Below are 19,077 nucleotides of genomic sequence, written 5' to 3' on the forward strand. Positions count from 1 at the left end.
AATGGATCTGCAACAGAAAAACCCGGCCCGGCAACGGCGCCGGGCGTTTATCGGTGCCACGTCGGGGCACCTTATCGAGTGGTACGACTACGGCGTCTACGGCTTTCTCGCGGTGTACATCGGCAAGGCATTTTTTGTCTCCGACGACCCGACCACCAGCCTGCTGGCGAGCTTCGCCGCCTTTGCCCTGAGCTTTTTCATCCGGCCCCTGGGTGGTCTGTTTTTCGGTCCGCTGGCGGACAAGATCGGCCGGCGCAAGACCCTGATCACGGTACTGGTGATGATGGCCGGCTCCACCTGCCTGCTGGGGCTGTTGCCGACCTATGCCTCGATCGGGATCGCCGCGCCGATCATCCTGGTGTTGATTCGCTGCGTGCAGGGCTTCTCGGCCGGTGGCGAGATCGGCACCATCACCAGCTTTATTTCCGAGTACGCCGGGCCCGGGCGCCGTGGGTTTGCCACCTGCTGGCTGATGGTCACCGCGGTGCTCGGGCTGTTGCTGGGCGGGGCGGTGGCCAATGGCATGACCTGGGCCCTGGGCGCGGACCTGATGCAGGCCTGGGGCTGGCGCATTCCGTTTCTGATTGCCGCGCCCCTGGGCCTGGTCTCGATGTACATCCGCCTGCGGCTCGAGGACAGCCCCGAGTTCCTGGCCCTGCAACGCGCCGGACAAACGTCCAAGGCGCCGCTGCGTGAGGTCTGGCAATGGAAGCGGGCGATTGCCCTGGTGTTCTTCATCATCACCTTGCACAGCTCGATCTTTTACCTGGTGCTGACCTTCGCCTCGACCTACATGTCGAGCATCCTCAAGTTCGACAGTGGCACCACCCTGTTGTACGTGTTCGTCGCCAGCTTCTCGGCGGCGTTCGTCATGCCGTTCGGCGGGGCCTTTACCGACCGCTACGGACGCAAGCCGTTTTTGCTGGTGGTCGGGACCCTGGCCACGCTGGCGATGTTCTGGTTCTTCAAGTCGGCCCCGACCGCGACGCCCACCTCGTTTTTCTTCCCGCTGATGGCGGTGGCGATTCTGTTCGGGCTTTACGCTTCCTCGACCTACGCCCTGATGAGCGAACTGTTGCCGACGCGGATCCGCTCCACGGGCATCGCGGTGGCCTACAACATCCCGGTGGCAGTGTTTGGCGGCAGCGCGCCGCTGATTTCCACCTGGCTGATCAAGCTCACCGGTGACATCACGTCGCCCTGGTACTTCTACATCGGCACCGGCGTGGTGTCGCTGATTGCCCTGGTGGTACTGCGCCAGGACGACTTTGTGGCCCGCGCGGCCAGCGCCGAACCGCCTTTCGCCCCGGCCCCCGGTGCGTTGCTGACCCCGGTGCGCTGAAGACCTGCCGGACTCGGGCCGCGCCTGCGGCCTGAGTCACAAATCCTTGATTGTCTTCAGATTCTTCCTGGTCGATGTGGTTATAAATCTGGCGCTGGGTCCGTGCATTCTGAATAATGCGGGTTTGGGTGCACCCTGGGTCCGCGGACCTACAGGGTACCGTCCCTCATCGTCAGGCAAGGATCGCAATGAATCTCACTCAGCAGGCCCGAGTGGTCAAGCTCATCAGCCCGTTGGGCGCCGATGTCCTGCAACTCGACCGAATGGATGGCAATGAAGCCCTGGGCCGTCCCTTCGAATACGAGCTGGCGCTGGTTTCCAAACACCATTCGTTGCCGCTGAACGCCTTGCTCGGCCAGCCGGTGAGCCTGTCCATCGAGCAATACGACGGCTCCCTGCGCTACTTCCACGGCATTGTCAGCCGCTGCGGGCAGACTGCCGGCAGTGGGCAATTTGCCGGTTATCGGCTGTCGGTCCGGCCCTGGCTGTGGCTGCTGAGCCGCACCTCCGATTGCCGGATCTTCCAGAACCGCACGGTGCCGGACATCGTCATGCAGGTGTTTCGCGACCTGGGCTTCACCGACTTCGAAGACGCCCTGACCCGCACCTACCGCGAGTGGGAATACTGCGTGCAGTACCGCGAGACCGCCTTCGATTTCGTCAGCCGCCTGCTGGAGCAGGAGGGCATCTACTATTTCTTCCGCCATGAGGCGGGGCGCCATGTGCTGGTGCTGGCCGACGACTACGGCGCCCACAGCACTGCGCCCGGTTACGCCAGCGTGCCGTACTACCCGCTCAAGGACCGGATCCGCGAGCGCGACCACATCTTCGACTGGCACCTGGACCACGAGGTGCAGCCCGGCTCCCTGGAGCTCAGCGATTACGATTTCCAGCGCCCCAGCACCCGTTTGGAAGTGCGCTCCACGGTGCCGCGCCCCCACAGCAACGGCGACTACCCGCTGTACGACTACCCCGGCGAATACGTGCAGGCCGAGGACGGCGAGCAGTACGCGCGCAACCGCATCGAAGCGATCCAGACCCAGTACGAGCGCATTGTCATGCACGGCAACGCCCGGGGCATTGGCAGCGGGCATCTGTTCAGCCTGACCGGCTACCCCCGGCTCGACCAGAACCGCGAGTACCTGGTGGCCACCGCCCGTTACCGGATCAGCCAGGAGGCCTACGAATCGGGCGCCGCCGATGGCGATTTTCAGTTTGAAAGCACCCTGGATTGCATCGACGCCACCCAGGTCTTCCGTCCGCTGCCGCTGACCCCGCAACCCCTGGTGCGCGGCCCGCAGACGGCGATGGTGGTGGGCCCCGCCGGCGAGGAAATCTGGACCGATAAATTCGGCCGGGTGAAGGTGCATTTCTACTGGGATCGCCACGATCGCTCGGATGAAAACAGCTCATGCTGGATCCGCGTCTCGCAAAGCTGGGCCGGCAAGAACTGGGGCGCGATGCACATTCCACGCATCGGCCAGGAAGTGATCGTCAGCTTCCTCGAAGGCGACCCCGACCGCCCGATCATCACCGGCCGGGTGTACAACGCTGAGCAGACGGTGCCCTACGACCTGCCGGCCAACGCCACCCAGAGCGGGATCAAGAGCCGTTCAAGCAAGGGCGGCACGCCGGCCAACTTCAATGAAATCCGCATGGAGGACAAGAAGGGCGAGGAGCAGCTGTTTATCCATGCCGAGAAGAACCAGGACATCGAGGTCGAGAACGACGAAACCCACTGGGTGGGCCGCGACCGTGCGAAAACCATCGACCGCGACGAGACCGTGCACGTCCACCGGGACCGCACCGAAACCGTGGACAACAACGAGACCATCACGGTCCACGCCAACCGCAAGAAGACCGTGGACCTGAACGAGACGGTGCTGATCGGCATGAACAAGTCCGAGACCATTCTCATGGCCTCGCTGCAGAACGTCGGCATGGGCCGCATGGAAAACGTCGGGCTCGGCTACAGCCTCAACGTCGGCATGATGATGAACACCTTTGTCGGCCTGAACCAGACCACCCAGATCGGCAAGAAAAACGTGATCTCGGCCGGTGAAAGCTATCACCTGGCGGTGGGCGGCAGCGACGATGGCTCGACCATCACCCTGGACGGCAAGAGCCTCAAGCTCGGCAGCCAGACCATCGAACTCACGGCCGACAAGGAGATCCGCCTGACCTGCGGCCAGAGCACGATCCGCATCACGCCCTCGGAGATCGAGATTCTCTCGCCGAACGTCGATATCAACTGCTAGCAGCCTCACGCAAACGGTCCCACAGACCTCAAGGATGGACAGATAGATGAGCGGTCTTCCCGTTTCCCACGTTGGCGAAAAGGTTTCCGGCGGTGTGATCGCCACCGGCTCGCCAACGGTGCATGTCGGCGCGTCCGGGGTCGGCATCGCCGACCGGGTGTCGGCCTGCGTGCCCAATGTCGGCCAGCCGGTGAACCCGATGCTGGGCTGCAAGCTGCTGCCCGAGGAAGTCGACTTCGCCCTCGCCGCGCCGGACACCTTCACCTTCGGTCGCGGCTACCTGTCGAGCAACCCGCGCATCAGCCGGCTCGGCCAGGGCTGGTGGCTGCCGGGGGAGAGCATGCACCTGGAGCTGAGCCCGACCGCCTGTGTGCTGATTGACGCCCAGGGCCGGCGCATCAGCTTTCCGGCCCTGGCGCCGGGGGCGGTGTTCTACTCCGGTACCGAGCGCCTGTGGCTGCGTCGGGGCGGCGCCCCGCAGGAAGGACCGGCCGTTCAGCCGTGGAAGGGGCGCTGGGCCGCGGTGCCGGAGGCGCTGGCCGCCGACGAGGGTGCCGTGCTGCTGTTGGTCGACACCAGCTACCTGCATTTCCAGCGCCAGGCCGACGGTGTCTGGCGCCTGCACGCCACATTCGGCCGCAGTGGCTACCGCACCGAGTTCGGCTGGAGCCAGAGCGGCCTGCTGACCAGCATCCGCGACAGTGCCGGACGCAGTTACGCCCTGGTCTACCAGAGCTGTTGCGAACCGTCGCCGGGGGATGACGGGGTGCGTCTGCAGGGGGTGATCCTGGCCAATGTCGACGGCCCGGTACCGGCCGACCTGGACCTGCAAAGCCGCCGCCTCGACTGGCTGGTGCGCTACCAGTTCAACGACAGCGGCGACCTGGTGGCGGTGCGCAACCGCCTCGGCGAAGTGGTCCGGGTGTTTGCCTGGCACAACCACATCCTGGTGGCCCACGGTGAGCCGGGCGGCCTGGAAGTGCGCTACACCTGGGACCTGCACCAGCCCCACGGCCGGGTGCTCAAGCAAAGTGAAACCGACGGCCTGACCCGCGAGTTCCGTTACCAGCGCGAGGCCACCGAGGTGGTCGACAGCCTGGGCCGTACCGAGCGTTACGAGTTCAGCGGCAGCGGCGGCGAGCAGCGCTGGACCGCCCTGGTGCGTGCCGATGGCAGCCGTACCGAGTTCGAGTACGACATGTTCGGGCGCCTGGTGCTGATCCGCGATCCACTGGGCCGCGAGTTCCGCCGTCGACTCGATGGCCAGGGCCGGGTGCTGGAAGAACAGACCCCGGGCAAGACCCGATTCCGCAAAAGCATCGACGACGAAACCGGGCTGCTCAAGGAACTGATCGACAGCATGGGTCGCCAGTGGCTGCTCAAGCATGACGCCAGTGCCCGGTTGCTCAGCGTCCAGGGGCCGGCAGGCATCACCCGCTATGCCTACGACGACCCGGCGCTGCCGGACCGGCCCACCCAGGTGGTGGATGCCAGGGGCGGCATCAAGCGCCTGACTTGGAACCGCCTCGGCCTGCTGGCCAGTGTCACCGACTGCTCGGGCCAGACCCGGACCTGCGAATACGATGGCGAAGGCCAGTTGCTGGCCGAAACCGATGCCCTGGGCCAGGTCACCCGCCGTGGCTACGATCACCTGGGCCAGGTCACGGGCCTGTCCATGGCCGACGGCACCCAGCTCAAGTACCGCTACGATGCCCAGGGGCGCCAGACCCATATGGCCGATGGCGACGGGCACTTCACCCAGTTCTTCTGGGACCGCGCCGAACGCCTGACCTGCGTCACCGATGCTGCCGGGCATGAGCAGCATTACCGCTACGACGAAGCCGGACGTCTGGTCATGCTGACCAATGAAAATGGCGCCCAGGCGCATTTTGCCTATGACCTGCTGGACCGTCTGGTGCAGGAAACCGGCTTCGACGGGCGCTGCCAGCGCTACCGCTACAACGCCGCCGATGAATTGGTGGCGCGGGTCGATGCCGACGAGCGCGAGACCACCTACGCCTACAACCTCGACGGGCGTCTGCTGAGCTGTCACCTGCCGGCCACCGCCAGCGCGCCGGCGAGCAGCCAGCATTACCGCTGGCTGGCCGACGGGCGCCTGGCCGGGGTCAAGGGCGCGGATTGCGAACTGCGCTTTGCCTATGACGAGGCGGGAAATCTGTGCCTGGAAAACCAGATCCACGCCGACGGCTGGGTCTACAGCGTCGCGCACCGCCATGACGAACTGGGCGCGCGCCAGAGCAGCCGTTTTGGCGATGCCCCCGAGGTCAACTGGTTGACCTACGGCCCCGGCCATGTGCACGGGGTGCTGGTGGCCCAGGCCGAGCTGGCGTTCGAGCGCGACGCCCTGCACCGTGAAACCCGCCGCGACGGCCGGCTCAAGGGCCAGCCCGAGGCGTTGTTCAACCTCGAGCGCCGCTACGACCGCCTGGGACGCCTGACCCATAGCCAATTGACCCTGGCGGCGGGCGATGACTGGCGGCGCAGCTATCAATACGACGCCCTGGGGCAACTGACCGGCATCGATGAAAACCTGCGCCCGAACCGGCGTTATGACTACGACCGCAGCGGCCGCCTGGTGGCCAGCCAGCGCAGCGACGGGACGCCCCAGCGCTACGCTTTCGACCCGGCGGGCAACCGTTTCGACAGCGAGGCCCCGACCCCGGCGGCGCAACACAGCAGCACCAGCCTGCACAACGAGTTGTACCGCTCGGGTTATGTGCACACCGACAGTGCGTCCCAGGCCGGGCCGCAGTCCGCGGTCGGCAGCCTGGGCAATCGGGTCGAAGCGTTCGGCGGTAGCCGCTACCGCTACGACGGCGCCGGCAACCTGCTGGAGCGCATCGACGCCGATGGCAACCGCCTGCAACTGGCCTACGACGGTGCTCATCGCCTGGTCCACCTGGTGCGCTGGCGCGCCGATGGGGTTCGGGTCGAGGCGCGCTATCGCTATGACGGCCTGTCGCGGCGCATTGCCAAGACCGTGCGCGAAGGCGAGCAGGAATACACCGTGCGCTTCGGCTGGGACGGCGATCGCCAGTGCGCCGAAGCCTTTGGCCAACGCCTGCGCACCACGGTCTACGAGCCCGGGGCCAGTGTGCCGTGGCTGCGCCTGGAGCAGGACTGCGAGCCCGACAGCCCGGAACTGTTGCAGGTGCGCCAAGCCATGGCGGCCGAAGACCAACCGCTGCCGGCGCAGTGCTTCCCGGCGTTGGGCGCACCGCGTATCGGCTTCTTTCACACCGACCATATCGGCACCCCGCTGCGCCTGAGTGACGAGCAGGGCCGTACCCTGTGGCAGGCCGAGGCCGACGACTGGCGCGCGATAACCGGGCAAAGCGGTTCCACCGACCAGCCGCTGCGTTTCCAGGGCCAGTATCACGACCTGGAAAGCGACCTCTACTACAACCGCTATCGCTACTACCTGCCGGAACTGGGGCGCTATGCGACCCAGGACCCGATCGGCCTGCGGGGCGGGCCTAACCTGTACGTCTATGCGTTGAACGTGCCCTCGGTGGCCTACGATCCGACGGGTCTGTTCGTGCCCTTGCTGGTGATCGGCGCCTTCGCCCTGCGCGGGGTGATCGGTGCCGGCATCGAGCTGGGGGTGCAGGCGGGCAAGCAGGTGCTGGGGCAGGTCAAGGACAACTGGGACAACGACCGCGAACTCACTGATATCAAGTGGAAGTGCATCGACATCAACTGGAAGCATGTGGCGGTATCGGGGGCCGTGAGCACCGTGGCCCCGGGTATGCTCACTACCGGCAAGAACGTGCTGACCTCGGCCAAGGCCCTCAAGACCCTGAATGGCCAGGCCGCCAATACCGCGAACCGCGCCGCCAAACTGGCTGCGCGCAAAGCGGCCCATTCCTCGAAAATCAAAAGTGCCGTCGGCACCCAGATTGCCTGGCAAGGCGCAAAACAAGTGGTCAAGTGTCCGTTGAAAGACGAAGAAGAGGAGTGCCAGGAACAATGAAACGCATGCTGTTGATGACGGCGATCTTCATCCCGCTGGCTCTTTTGTACAACGTACTGACCCAGTATTTCGGCGAGACCTGGCTGGTGGTCGGGGCCTTCTGCCTGCTGCTGGTGGCGCTGCGGGTCGGGTTGTACCTGTACCGCCGGTCCAGGGGCATCAAGGACAACTACCTGGATGAATGAGCACGGCCCGGGCCCGGGCCGCACGCTCACTGGAACGCGCCGGACTCCAGGCAGAACGCGACCAGGGCCTGGTCGCTGTCCAGGTTCAGCTTGCGGATCGCCGAGATCTTCTGTGCGCTGACGGTCTTGATGCTGCGCTTGAGGTTGGCGGCGATCTGCATCATCGATTCGCCACGCACGAAGTGGCGCAGCACCTCGTATTCCTTGGGCGTGAGGCTGCTCAGGCCCTCGGCCATCGAACGCACCGGGCCGTTGTGCTGCTCGTTGTACTCAAGGTCGGGCGGGTAGTGCACACGCCCGCGCCGGACGTTGTCCAGGGCGCTGAGCAGCTCGCTCATGTCGTGGCGCTTGAGCAGCACCGAGCGCACGCCGATGTCGTACAGGGTGGCGACGATCATCGGGTTCGACATCATGGTCAGGACCAGCACCTGGACCCGCGGGAAGTGGCGGATGAGGTAGGTCACCAGGCGAATCCCGTCGCCGAATTTTTCATCGCCCTCCATGAAATAGTCGGTGATCACCACATCGATGCTCGGGTCGTCCGCCAACTGTTGGATCAGGGCGCTGGGGGTAGTGACTGCCGCCACCACCTCGTAGTGGGCGGTGCTGTTCAGCAGGCTGCTGACGGCAGCCAGTACCAGTGGATGATCGTCGGCCAGTGCAACGCGGATTTTTTTCATGTGGACACGATCCATTTTCAGAAGAAATGCACGGTAGAGGATAAGTGGCAGAGTTTCAGTCGGGCAGGCTGATCCGCTCCAGGGCGTGCAGCAGAGTCAGGCTATGCGCGTGGGTGGAGGGCGTCAAACCGGCCTCCCGCAGGTCATTCCCGAAACGCTCGAGCTGCTCGATCAGCGCCTCGTAGCCGGCCACCGCGAGGGAGCCGCGAACCCGGTGCAGCAGCTCGAAGATGCGGTCGTAATCCTGTTCGTCGAGTGCCTGGCGCAAGGTCTGGATATCCACGGTCATGGTGCTGATGAAGATTTGCCGCAGGTCGCTGGGCAGGCCGGGCGGTTCCTCGAACAACGGGATGCACTGCTCGGTGTCGAGGCCGCTGAGTTGGGACAGGCTGGCCCACAGCGTCTGCAACTGCACCGGCTTGACCAGCCAGGCGTCCATGCCGCAGGCCCGGCAGCGTGCTTCCTCCTCGCACATGGCGTTGGCGGTGACGCCGATCACCGGTCGGTCATCGCCGCCCGCGCGAATGCGGGTGGTGAGCTCATAGCCGCTCATGCGCGGCATGTTGACGTCGGTCAGCAGCAGGTCGTAGTCGCCGATCCGCCACAGGTCGAGGGCCTCGGCGCCGTCGGCGGCCAGGGTGCTGTGGCAGCCCAATTGCTTGAGCTGGTGGCTGAGGGTCGCCTGGTTGATCGGGTTGTCTTCGGCGACCAGCACGTTCAGGCGAAGCGGCGGCAGGCTGTTCAGCGGTTGCAGGCCCGCGGCCCGGCCGGTCGGCCCGGGCTCGGGTTCACCACGCAGCTTGCGCTCCAGCAGAAAGCCGATGGCGCTGAAATCACAGGCATCGGCCAGGCTGGCCCCGGGGCCGGTCCGTTGCCCGTCGAGGACGATTTCAGTCAGGCCGGCGAGGGCCTCGGCGCGGCCGCCGGGGGCGTCGAACATGCGCAGCAGAATGCCCGGGCCGACCCCGTCGAGCGCCGCGCCTTCCAGGGACGTGGCCTCGGCGCCCCAGCGATTGAGCCATTGGCAGAGGTTGCCGGTCAGTTCGTGATGGGGGCTGTGCACGTAGATTCGTGCACCGGCCAGGTCCGGCTGGCGTGGCGCGGTGCTGGTGCCGGCCAGCGGCAGCTCGAGGCTCATGGAGAAACTGCTGCCCAGCCCCAGCGCGCTGGTCAGGCGGATTTCACTGCCCATCATCGCCGCCAGTTTGGCGCAGATCGACAGGCCCAGCCCGGCACCATGCACGGTGTGGGAGTGGGCGTCGATCTGATAGAAGGGGGTGAACAGCTGTTGCTGCTCTTCCTGGCCGATGCCGATGCCGGTGTCCACCACTTGCAGGGTCATCAGCACCTGGCCATCGCTCCCGGGCTCGGCACGGGCGCGGACGATGACGTGCCCGGAGAGGGTGAACTTGATGGCGTTGCTGATCAGGTTGGTGAGGATCTGGCGGATCCGCACCGGATCCCCCAGCAGCGCCTGGGGCAGTTGCGGATCGACGCAGGAAAACAGCAGCAGGTCCTTGTTCCGGGCACTGTCGATAAAGGCCCCGGTACAGCCCTGGACCAGCTCCCGGGGGTCGAACGACTGCCCGCCCAGGGCCAGTTGGCCGGACTCGATCCGGGTGATGTCGAGAATGTCGCTGATGATCTGCAACAGCAGCCCGGAGGACACCTGGATGCGTTCGAGCAACTGGCGCTGTTCGGGGTCGAGGTCGGTCAGCCCCATCAGTTCCAGCGAGCCGAGGACCCCATAGAGCGGGGTGCGGATTTCGTGGCTCATGGTTGCCAGGAACACCGACTTGGCGCCGTTGGCCCGGTCGGCGGCGTGCTTGGCCTGGGTCAGCTCCTGTTCCATTTGCGCCCTTGCACTGAGGTCGGCGAAGGCACAGACCACCACATCCTGGTCGTGGTAGCGGGTCGGGGCAAAGGCGATATAGAACGAGCGGCCATCGTGGGCGCGGTGGTTTTCGATGGTGCCCGGTTGCGTGGCGCGGCTGAGCCGCTCCAGCAGCGGTTGCTCCAGTCCGCTGTCGTGCAGGCTCTGGCCGACCTGGGTGTCGAACCACTTGAAGGCCAGGGTGTTGGCGAAGACGATCCGGCGTTCGTCGCGGCTGAACACGCAGAGCGCCACTGGGGTGGTTTCCAGCAGGGTACGACTGAACTGGTCGCTTTCCATCAGTTGCCGGTGGGCCTGTTGCGCCGGTGCGATCACCCGTCGGTTGTAGCGGCGCACATAGGCCCAGCCGGCCAGCGGGCTGAGTGACAGCAGGGCGATGATGCTTGCCAGCAGCCAATAGTGGCCGAAGAACAGGCTGGGGTAGGACAGGATGTAGTAACCGGTCCAGGCCCCGTTGGTGGCGTCGACCCGGAACACCAGCCCGTCAGCCCGATAATTGACCCCGGGGCCGACCCCGCTCGGGTACGGCGCCGGACCCAGCAGCAGGCCATCCTCCCGGCCGACCAGCCAATGGGCGTCGTAGACGCCACGTTGCAGCACCCGGGAAAAAATATTGATTCGCTCGCGGCTGATCAGGGTCGCGGCATAGGTGCCGGGGCTGCCGCTCGCGGCGTGACGCAAGGGCAGGTAGGCGATCACATGGTCGGGGTAGCCCTGCAGGCCGATCCAGCGGATGCGGTCGGCGCTCGCGGCATCGGCGCGGATCGCGGCCATCGCCGCCTGGGTCAGGGGCGCCGACAGGTTGGGGCGGCGGTTGCCGACCGTGGGCACGGTGTAGCTGGTGCCCGGTTCTGCATCCACCACCAGCAGGCCCGAGGCGGGAAAGCTCGAACGCACCCAGAAACTGGAATAGAGGTCGGCCAGGTAGCGCCCGAACCCTGCGGCCCGGCTGCTTTGCAGAGGGCAGGACTTGAGATCCTGGCAGATCAGGGTGAACGGCGTATCGACCGGCGAAGGCGTGCCCTGGTACAGGGTCGCGCCGGGTATCTGCTGGTCGTCCATGGCGTGGAAGATCCACGGCGAATTCTGCTGCGGGTCGCTGTAGTCGAGGATGTGCGCCTGCTGCAGGCGGGTGAGCAGCGCCTGCTGCTCGTCCATGTAGCGGCTCTGCAGGGTGAAGTCGATGCTGATGCGCTCCTGCTCCTGGCTGATGATCCGCTGGAAACCCCAGAGCAGGGCACCGGACATGATCAGCAGCAGTGGCAGGACGCCGAACAGCACCAGGTTCAGTCGTCGAGAGTTTCGCGCGATGCGTCGTAGCGGGAGGTTTGGCATGGAGTAGGGAAAGCGGCCCGGGTGGGTGGAGAGAAAGGTGGCGGTACACTGCATCCCAGCAACTGCGAGAAAGCGTCCAGCTCCAATGCCGCGGAAATAAGATAACCCTGGGCGCTGTCACAGCCAATAAGCCGCAGAAACTCCAGGTCACGTCCTGACTCCACGCCTTCGGCAACCACTTCCAGGCCCAATTGCCGACCCAGTTGCACCGCTGCCACCAGCGCCGCGGCCCGGGCTTCGTCGGCTGCTGCGCCGTTGACGAAGTGGCGGTCGATTTTCATCTCGGTAAAAGGCGTCGAAATCAGGCTGTACATCGAACTGTAGCCCATGCCGAAGTCGTCCTGAGCCAGGCCGAAACCCTTCAGCCGCAAGCGACTGGCGCCCATGTGGTATTGCCCGGGCGACAGTGGGCGTTCGGTTTCCAGCAATTCGAAGCAGATGTCGCGGGTGGCCAGGCCGGCGCGGGCGGTCATCTGTTGCAGGTGGTCCGGCAGGTCGGGATCATCCAGCAGCCCGGTGGGCAGGTTCACCGATACCGTGATGCGGTGGCCCAGGGCGTGCCAGTGCTTCTGCGCCTCGATCGCGTCGTCGAGCATCAGGAACAGCAGCGCGCGATCCAGCCGGTGCCGGGTAATGGACGCCAGGAACGAGTCCGGCATCAACAAACCGAAGGACGGGTTGTTCCAGCGCACCAGGGCTTCGGCGCCGATGATCTTGCCGCTGGCCAGCGAGCGGCGTGGCTGGAAGCGCGCCTGCAGTTCGCGGCGGGCGATGGCCCGCTCCAGCACCTGGCGCTCGAACACCGGCTCGTGCTCGGGCTTGAGCCGCGTGCCGGCGCGCTGGCCGGTGCTGATGATGGTGCAGATCTGCTGCACGTGGCCGGCGTCCAGCGGTTTGGGGAAGGTGCCCAGTACCGCCAGGCCTTTCTCCTTGGCCATCAGGCCGACGCTGTTCATCAGGCGCCTTGAGCAGGACGAGACGATAGCCAGGATCGGTGCCCGTGGCATACCGCTCAGGGCGTCGATGAATTGCACGCCGTCCATCTCCGGCATGTGCAGGTCCACCAGCACCAGGTCGTATTCCTGCTGGTGCAACAGGGCCAGGGCCTGGCGGGCGTCGAGGGTCGTGTGCACGGTGCCAAACCCTGCCTCTTCCAGCAAGCGCTTGACCCGCAGGCACTGGATCGGGTGGTCGTCCAGTACCAGAACACGGATTGTCTTGGGCATGCTCACATCACCTTCCTCTTTACTGATTGAAGTACCTCGCAAAGCGTATCCAGAGGTACCGGCTTGATAAGCAGATGACGAATCCCCGCTGATTCGCAGCGGCTGCGCAGCACCGGCGACAGCTCACCGGTGATGCCGATGATCGGCCCGTCGAAGCCGCGCTCACGCAGGGTGCGGGCGAATGCCAGGCCGTCCATGTGCTGCATCTGCAAGTCGGTCAGCACCGCATCGAACGCCAGCAGGTCGTCGCGTTTCAGGGCGTCGACGGCGCTGGCGACCGCCACCACCCGGTTCCCCAGGTACAGGCCTTGTTGCAGGATCACCTGCAAGGCCAGGGGGCTGTCGTCCACCGCCAGCAGCCTGAGGTCCATCTGCGGTGCCAGGTTGTCCGGCGGCGAAAAGCGCATTTCGCTGACAATCCCGGCTTGTGCCTGGGCCACGGCGTCGCGCAGGCTGTCGAGGCTGTACATCCGCGCGACCCAGGCCGGGTTCGCCTGGCGTAGCGCGGGGGCTATCCCGGGGGCATGCATGATCACCCGCGGACCGCTCCAGGGGCCGAGCTTGAACGGGTCGAGAAACGCCTCCACCAACACCGAGCGCAGGGGCGGGGCCTCTTTGTCCGGGGTGTAGGGCAAGGCCAGTGCGCCCCAGTGGCGCAGCCAGTGGCAAAGGTTCTGCACCACTTCCAGCACGTCGCCCCGGACATACACCGGGGTCACGCCCAGGCGCGGCATTTCAGGTTCGGAGCGGTCGGTAACGGCTTCCAGGGCCAGGCTCAGGCCGAAGCTCGAACCCAGCCCGGGCTCACTGATGGCCGAGAGCTGGCCGTGCATCATGTCCGCCAGGCGCGCGCAGATCGCCAGGCCCAGGCCGGTGCCGCAGGCTTCCTGGCTCAACCAGCTGGGTACCCGGTAGTAAGGTTCGAACAACCTGGCCTGGAATTCGCCAGCAATGCCGGGGCCGGTGTCGACTACCTGGAAACGCAAGCGGGCCAGGTGGCCGCTGGTTGGCGTGCAATGTAGGCGCAGGATCACATGGCCCGACTCGGTGAACTTGATCGCGTTGCTCACCAGGTTGTTGAGGATCTGCCGGATCCGCCCGCCATCGCCGAGTACCTGTTCGGGGGTGTCCGGGTCCAGGGTCACGTACAGCCGCAGGCCCTTGCCACGGGCCCGGGCCGAGTAGCTGAAGGCCACTTCTTCCACCAGTTGCACCGGGGAGAACGGGGCGAGGTTCAGGCTCAGCCGGCCGGACTCGATCAGCGACAGGTCGAGGGTGTCGTTGATGGTGCGCATCAGCGCCGAGGAGGCTTGCTGCGAGGCTTGCAGGTAGTCCTGCTGCTGGGCATTGAGGGGCGTGGTGTCGAGCATTTCCAGGGAACCGAGAATGCCGTACATGGGGGTGCGGATCTCGTGGCTTAGGGTGCTCAGGAACAGGGTTTTTTCACGGTTGGCCTGGTCCGACAGGCTCTTGGCCTGGAGCAGCGATTGCTCGGCCAGCTTGAAGTCGGTGACATCGTTCATGCAGCACAGCACCGCGGCCACGCCGTTGTAGCCGGTGGGGGCGCAGGTCAGCTGGAGAAAGGTGCCGTCCGCCAACTGGTGCTCGATGGCGTGGACCCGGCCGTGGGCGGTGGCGAGGATCTGCGCCTGCAGTTCCGGGACTGCGGCCAGCCAGCGCCGGCCCGACTCGTTGGACAGGATCAGCGAGCCCTCGTCGCGGCGAATCAGGCACAGGCCCACCGGGGCCATTTCGATAAACCGGTGGTTGAGCGAGACGCTGTCCGCCAGCGCGCTGTAATGGCGAACCGCAGGCTCCACCAGGCGCAGGCGGATAAAGCGTGCCCCGAGGAAAATTCCGGCAAACAGCAGCAGGGTCATCAGGGCTGTGGTGTACAGAGGGCCTGCGGTGTCCTGCAGCAATTGGCTGACCGGGGCGTAGTACACCAGGCGCCATCCGGCGTTGCCCACCGACTTGTTGAGCACGACGTAGTCGGGCAGGCCGCGCAGGCGGTGTAGGCCGAAGGAGTCTTCCTCGGCCTTGAACCGCGACAGCGCCTCGGGCACCGCCCAGGCGGCACTGTGCAGTACCACCGCGCCGTTGGCGTCATAGAGCACGTATTTGCCCTGGTGCAATTGCAAGGGGTCGAGCGCCAGGTCGGTCTCTTTGAGTTGCAGCCCGAGCCAGCCGTCGGCAGCGTTGTGCTCGTCGATCGGGCGCAGCAGGTACACCTGTTTCGAGCGGCCGTTGGGCACCCAGGACCACAGGGTGCGCGCCCCCGGGTGCTGGTTCAACAAGGCTTGCGCCGCGCTCTGGTCGAGGCTTTGCAGCCACTGGGCGCTGGCATCGAGGTTCGTGCCGCTGCCGCCCCCGGGCTCATACACGGTGCGGATCAGGCCCTGGTCCGGGGCCAGGTAAATCAGTTCGCTGTGGGTGTTGGCGATCTCGACCAGGTCGCGGGCCGTGAGGATCAGCGCCCAGGAATAGTTCGCGGCGTTATTCCCCAGGGGTAACAGGCGTAGTTGATTATTAGTTGCAAGGAAGTTGGCAGTTTTGGAACTTAGGCTGCCATCGATATTGCGCACGGCGGAAGAAGAAATAGCCTTCAGCAGACTTTCCCGTTGATTGAAGAACTGTTGCGCATTGAAGGCCGCGGCATTCATCTGACGCCGATAGCTGGAAAGGGTTTCCGTCAATGAACCCTGAATCAAAAAACCCGCAATGATCAGGATGCAAGACAGCAAACTGAGCATGAACAGACGCAGCAGAGCCACCGGAATATGGGGTCCGGAAAAGTGCCTGAGGGGCTGCGGGGAAGGGCCGTGTTTAGTCATCCGCCCATGTTAGGGATATCGCTTAATAGTCCCTTTAAGAAAATTCTTAATACCCGTCATTTAGGATAATTCTCATAGGTTAGTTGCGTGAAAGATTCGACTATCCAGGCCTCTCTTGCTCTATGCAAAGGTGTGGAAGTTATGTTTCTGGTTAAAGGGGCGCTCACGGTATTTTCCGTGTTGCCGCTGCTGACACTTTCCGCCCAGTCTGCTCAGGCGACTGATTATGAAAAAATCGACCTCAGTTCCGCGCAAGGCGAATCTCGGGTGCTCGATGACGTGCGCGTCGACTTCACCGGCAGCGGCCCGGGGATTCTTGTCAGCGGCGCGCAAAACCAGTTGCAGGGCGACGGTTACCAGGTGCAGGTCACGGCGGCCAGCGCGAACAGCGCGGTGGTCGGGGTGCAGGTGGAGGGCGGAGGCCAGGCCACGTTGAATGACGTCAGCATCATCACCGGCGGCTCCGACCGGGCCGACGGCGCGCTGGTGACGGGGACCGGCAGCCGCCTGACGTTGAACGATGTGCAGATCACCACCGGTGGCTCCGGCAGTCGCGGGGTGGTGGCAACCGACGGCGGCCAGGCGGTGTTGTCCGGTGGCTCGATCAGCACCTCGGGCAATCAGGCCGAGGCCCTGTCCGCCAGTGGCAGCGGCTCCAGCATCCAGGCCTCGAACATGGATCTTTCCAGCACGGCGACCTGGAGCGGCACCCTGGTGCGGGCCGCGAGCGGTGCCTCCATCAGCCTGGACAACGTGACGCTCAACACCCTGGGCAGCATGGGCGCGATGTCCGCTGAAGGGGTTGGTTCGTCCATCAGCGCCAATGGCGTCAACCTGACGGCGACTGACGGGCAGGGCGTGCGTGTCACCAGCGCGGCGTTGACCTTCCGCAATGGCAGCATCAACGCCAAGGGCGACGGCATTCTGCTGAGTCAGCTGTACCAGATACCGGGCGGCGTGGCCCAGGTCAGCAACAGCGACATCGTTTCGCAGAACGGCTACGGCATCAACATCAACGCTGACAGCGCCGCCGCCGACCTGGATAACGTGCGCATCACCACCCAGGGCAATTACGGCTCGGGGCTGTGGATGCCCGGGAGCAACAGCCGCGCCGACCTCAAGTGCAGCACCATCGAAACCTTCGGCAACCAGGCGACGGGCATCGACAACCGCGCTGGCAAGGCGACCATCACCGGGGGCAGTATCGTCACCCACGGCACCAGCTCTCACGCACTGTATGCGTCGGCCGATACCATCAACAGCTCGGGCGCCGAGTTCGACGTCAAAGGGGCGTGGATCGAAACCTTCGGCCGTGGTTCGGTGGGCGCCCTGGCGCGAATGTCCGGGGCCAAAGTCAGCGTCAGTAACAGCCGCATCCTGACCCACGGTGACTCCGCCTACGGCCTGTTCGCCTCCGGGCGTGGAGCCAGCGTGGCACTTGTCGACTCCGAGCTGTTGACTGAGGGCGAGTCAGCCTATGGCCTGTCCATCAGCAACAATTCCACGGCCAGGTTTCAGGGATCGGCCGTGCAAACGGTGGGTACCTCCGCCCACGGCATCGTCAGTTACGCCACCGGGGCCGGGGTGGTGAATGACATCGAGGTCAACGCCAGCCAGATCGTCACCCAGGATGGTGTGGGCATCCTGGTCAATGGCGGCGGCCTCGACATCCGCCTCACCGACAGCCGCCTGCTGGCCCGCAGCGCCGGCCAGCCGGGCACCGCGCTATGGATTACCGACCGTGCCGGCGGGGTGTTGGCGGGGGATGTGCAACTGGATGCCGTGAGGTCGCAGATCAGCGGCGACATCGTGGTCGACGCCGGCACCCTGCAACTGAACCTGGGCGATCATTCGACCTTGCACGGGGCCATTCAGGACAACCGGCAAAGCGCCCGGCTGGACATCGACGACAGCAGCTTCTGGACGCTCACGGGCGACTCCACGCTCAATCAGTTGACGAATGCCGGGGTGGTGGAGTTCGCCGATCCGGGCCTGGGCGGCGCCTTCAAGCAACTCAAGGTGAGCGGTGACCTGAGCGGCGACGGGCTGTACATCATGAACACCGACCTGGGCCAGCAGGCGGGCGATCGGCTGCTGGTCGGTGGCCAGGTCACCGGGCAGAACCAGATCCTGGTCCGCAACTCCGGCGCCGAACCCGGTGCCGACGGGCAACGCCTGACCCTGGTGGAGAGTGCCGGGGGACCGGGCTCGTTCAGCCTGGCCAACGCCGGAAAGGTGGTCGATGCCGGGACCTATCGCTATGAGCTGCAAGGCGATGCCCAGTCCGGCGAGTGGAACCTGGTCAACGTCGGACGCAACCAGCCGCTGACCCCAGGGCCGGACAACCTGTCCACCGGCGCCAGTGCTGCCATCAACAGCAGCGCCATCGCCACCTTGCGCGGCACCTGGGACGCCGAGCGCGCGACCCTGGTACAGCGGGTCGGCGAACTGCGTGCCGGTACGGGCGGCCAGGGCCTGTGGGTCCGTGGCTTCGGCCAGCAGCAATCCCTGGACAACGGTGTGGGCCGGGACTTTTCGCAACGGGTGCAGGGCAGCCAACTGGGGATCGACACCCGCATCGCCACTGCCCAGGGGGCGCTGGTGGTGGGTGGCCTGGCGGGGTACAGCCAGACCGACCGCGATTTCAAGGGCGAGGGCAGCGGCAAGCTCGACAGTTACCACGCGGGGGCCTACGCCACCTATCTGGATGACTCGGGCTGGTACACCGACACCTTGCTCACCCTCAACCGCTGGTCCACCCGGCTGGATGTGCACGGCACCGATGGCGCCAAGGTCTCCGGGCATTCACGCAGCCACGGGGCCGGGGTTTCGGTAGAGGCCGGCAAGAAAATCAACCTTGATGACGGTTGGTTTGTCGAACCCCAGGTGCAAGTCTCGATGCTCTACGTGGCCGCGGACAGCTACCGCCTGGACAACGGCCTGCAAGTCGATGCCGGTAACGGCCTGTCGACCCAGATGCGCGCCGGCGCCCGCACCGGACGCGCATTGCCACTGGACAACGGCGTGCGCCTGCAACCCTACCTCAAGGCCGGTTGGGTCGAAGACTTCTCGGCCCGCAATACGGTCAAGACCAACGGCATCAGCAGCCGCCCCGATGGCAGTGGCGGCGGCTGGTATGCCGGGGCCGGGGTCACTGCGCAGGTGAGTCCCAAGCACCAGCTATATGCCGATCTGGAGACCAGCGAGGGTTCCAGCATCGACCGTCCCTGGGCGGCCAATATCGGCTACCGCTACAGCTTCTGACGCTGGGCGGCGTTTGTGGCCGGTGCTGCGAGCAGACGCAGCGCCGGCTTTTCACGAGTTGGGCG

General features: G+C 65.3%; 9 protein-coding genes. 5 read left to right on the forward strand and 4 right to left on the reverse strand.

Translation table 11 applies throughout. From position 1 onward, the window contains the following. The first annotated feature begins 1 nt into the window (after position 1). The 4 genes from AC19YX_RS21805 (at position 2) to AC19YX_RS21820 (ending at position 7,779) form a co-directional block, all read left to right on the forward strand. Positions 2–1,342, forward strand: a complete 1,341-nt coding sequence (locus tag AC19YX_RS21805; RefSeq protein ID WP_500606990.1) for an MFS transporter — start codon at positions 2–4, stop codon at positions 1,340–1,342. A gap of 188 nt (positions 1,343–1,530) precedes the next feature. Further along, complete coding sequence (gene tssI / locus AC19YX_RS21810; protein ID WP_078468762.1) at positions 1,531–3,600, forward strand: type VI secretion system Vgr family protein; 2,070 nt, start codon at positions 1,531–1,533, stop codon at positions 3,598–3,600. Between the two features lie 46 nt (positions 3,601–3,646). Further along, complete coding sequence (locus tag AC19YX_RS21815) at positions 3,647–7,594, forward strand: RHS repeat-associated core domain-containing protein (RefSeq protein WP_500606991.1); 3,948 nt, start codon at positions 3,647–3,649, stop codon at positions 7,592–7,594. Beyond that, positions 7,591–7,779, forward strand: coding sequence for a hypothetical protein (locus AC19YX_RS21820; protein WP_020297025.1), 189 nt, complete (start codon positions 7,591–7,593; stop codon positions 7,777–7,779). Before AC19YX_RS21815 ends, AC19YX_RS21820 begins: the two co-directional genes overlap by 4 nt. Before the next feature lie 26 nt (positions 7,780–7,805). Here AC19YX_RS21820 and AC19YX_RS21825 read toward each other — a convergent pair whose 3' ends face one another. Genes AC19YX_RS21825 through AC19YX_RS21840 form a run of 4 tightly spaced genes read right to left on the reverse strand, consistent with a single transcriptional unit; the run spans position 7,806 to position 15,688 of the window. Beyond that, the gene (locus tag AC19YX_RS21825) at positions 7,806–8,459 is read right to left on the reverse strand and encodes a response regulator (protein ID WP_078468764.1); all 654 of its coding nucleotides are present in this window, start codon (positions 8,457–8,459) and stop codon (positions 7,806–7,808) included. 55 nt (positions 8,460–8,514) lie between these two features. After that, positions 8,515–11,634, reverse strand: a complete 3,120-nt coding sequence (locus AC19YX_RS21830) for a hybrid sensor histidine kinase/response regulator (RefSeq protein WP_500606992.1) — start codon at positions 11,632–11,634, stop codon at positions 8,515–8,517. Positions 11,635–11,639: 5 nt separating this feature from the next. Then, complete coding sequence (locus AC19YX_RS21835; RefSeq protein WP_201131492.1) at positions 11,640–12,914, reverse strand: EAL domain-containing response regulator; 1,275 nt, start codon at positions 12,912–12,914, stop codon at positions 11,640–11,642. Positions 12,915–12,916: 2 nt separating this feature from the next. Then, entirely contained in the window at positions 12,917–15,688 is a 2,772-nt protein-coding gene (locus tag AC19YX_RS21840) for an ATP-binding protein (RefSeq protein WP_500606993.1), read from the reverse strand. A 201-nt stretch (positions 15,689–15,889) separates the two neighbouring features. On the opposite strand from AC19YX_RS21840, the gene AC19YX_RS21845 reads away from it, so the two are divergent. After that, on the forward strand, positions 15,890–19,012 hold the full coding sequence (locus tag AC19YX_RS21845) for an autotransporter outer membrane beta-barrel domain-containing protein (RefSeq protein ID WP_500606994.1): 3,123 nt from the start codon (positions 15,890–15,892) through the stop codon (positions 19,010–19,012). Positions 19,013–19,077: the final 65 nt, after the last annotated feature.

Source organism: Pseudomonas sp. MF09150 (assembly GCF_059862355.1).

What these genes read in the sequence shown, in the direction of transcription:
- AC19YX_RS21805 (WP_500606990.1), top strand. Translation starts at nt 2, where the DNA reads ATGGATCTGCAACAGAAAAACCCGGCCCGGCAACGGCGCCGGGCGTTT.
- tssI (WP_078468762.1), top strand. Translation starts at nt 1,531, where the DNA reads ATGAATCTCACTCAGCAGGCCCGAGTGGTCAAGCTCATCAGCCCGTTG.
- AC19YX_RS21815 (WP_500606991.1), top strand. Translation starts at nt 3,647, where the DNA reads ATGAGCGGTCTTCCCGTTTCCCACGTTGGCGAAAAGGTTTCCGGCGGT.
- AC19YX_RS21820 (WP_020297025.1), top strand. Translation starts at nt 7,591, where the DNA reads ATGAAACGCATGCTGTTGATGACGGCGATCTTCATCCCGCTGGCTCTT.
- AC19YX_RS21825 (WP_078468764.1), bottom strand. Translation starts at nt 8,459, where the DNA reads ATGAAAAAAATCCGCGTTGCACTGGCCGACGATCATCCACTGGTACTG.
- AC19YX_RS21835 (WP_201131492.1), bottom strand. Translation starts at nt 12,914, where the DNA reads ATGCCCAAGACAATCCGTGTTCTGGTACTGGACGACCACCCGATCCAG.
- AC19YX_RS21845 (WP_500606994.1), top strand. Translation starts at nt 15,890, where the DNA reads ATGTTTCTGGTTAAAGGGGCGCTCACGGTATTTTCCGTGTTGCCGCTG.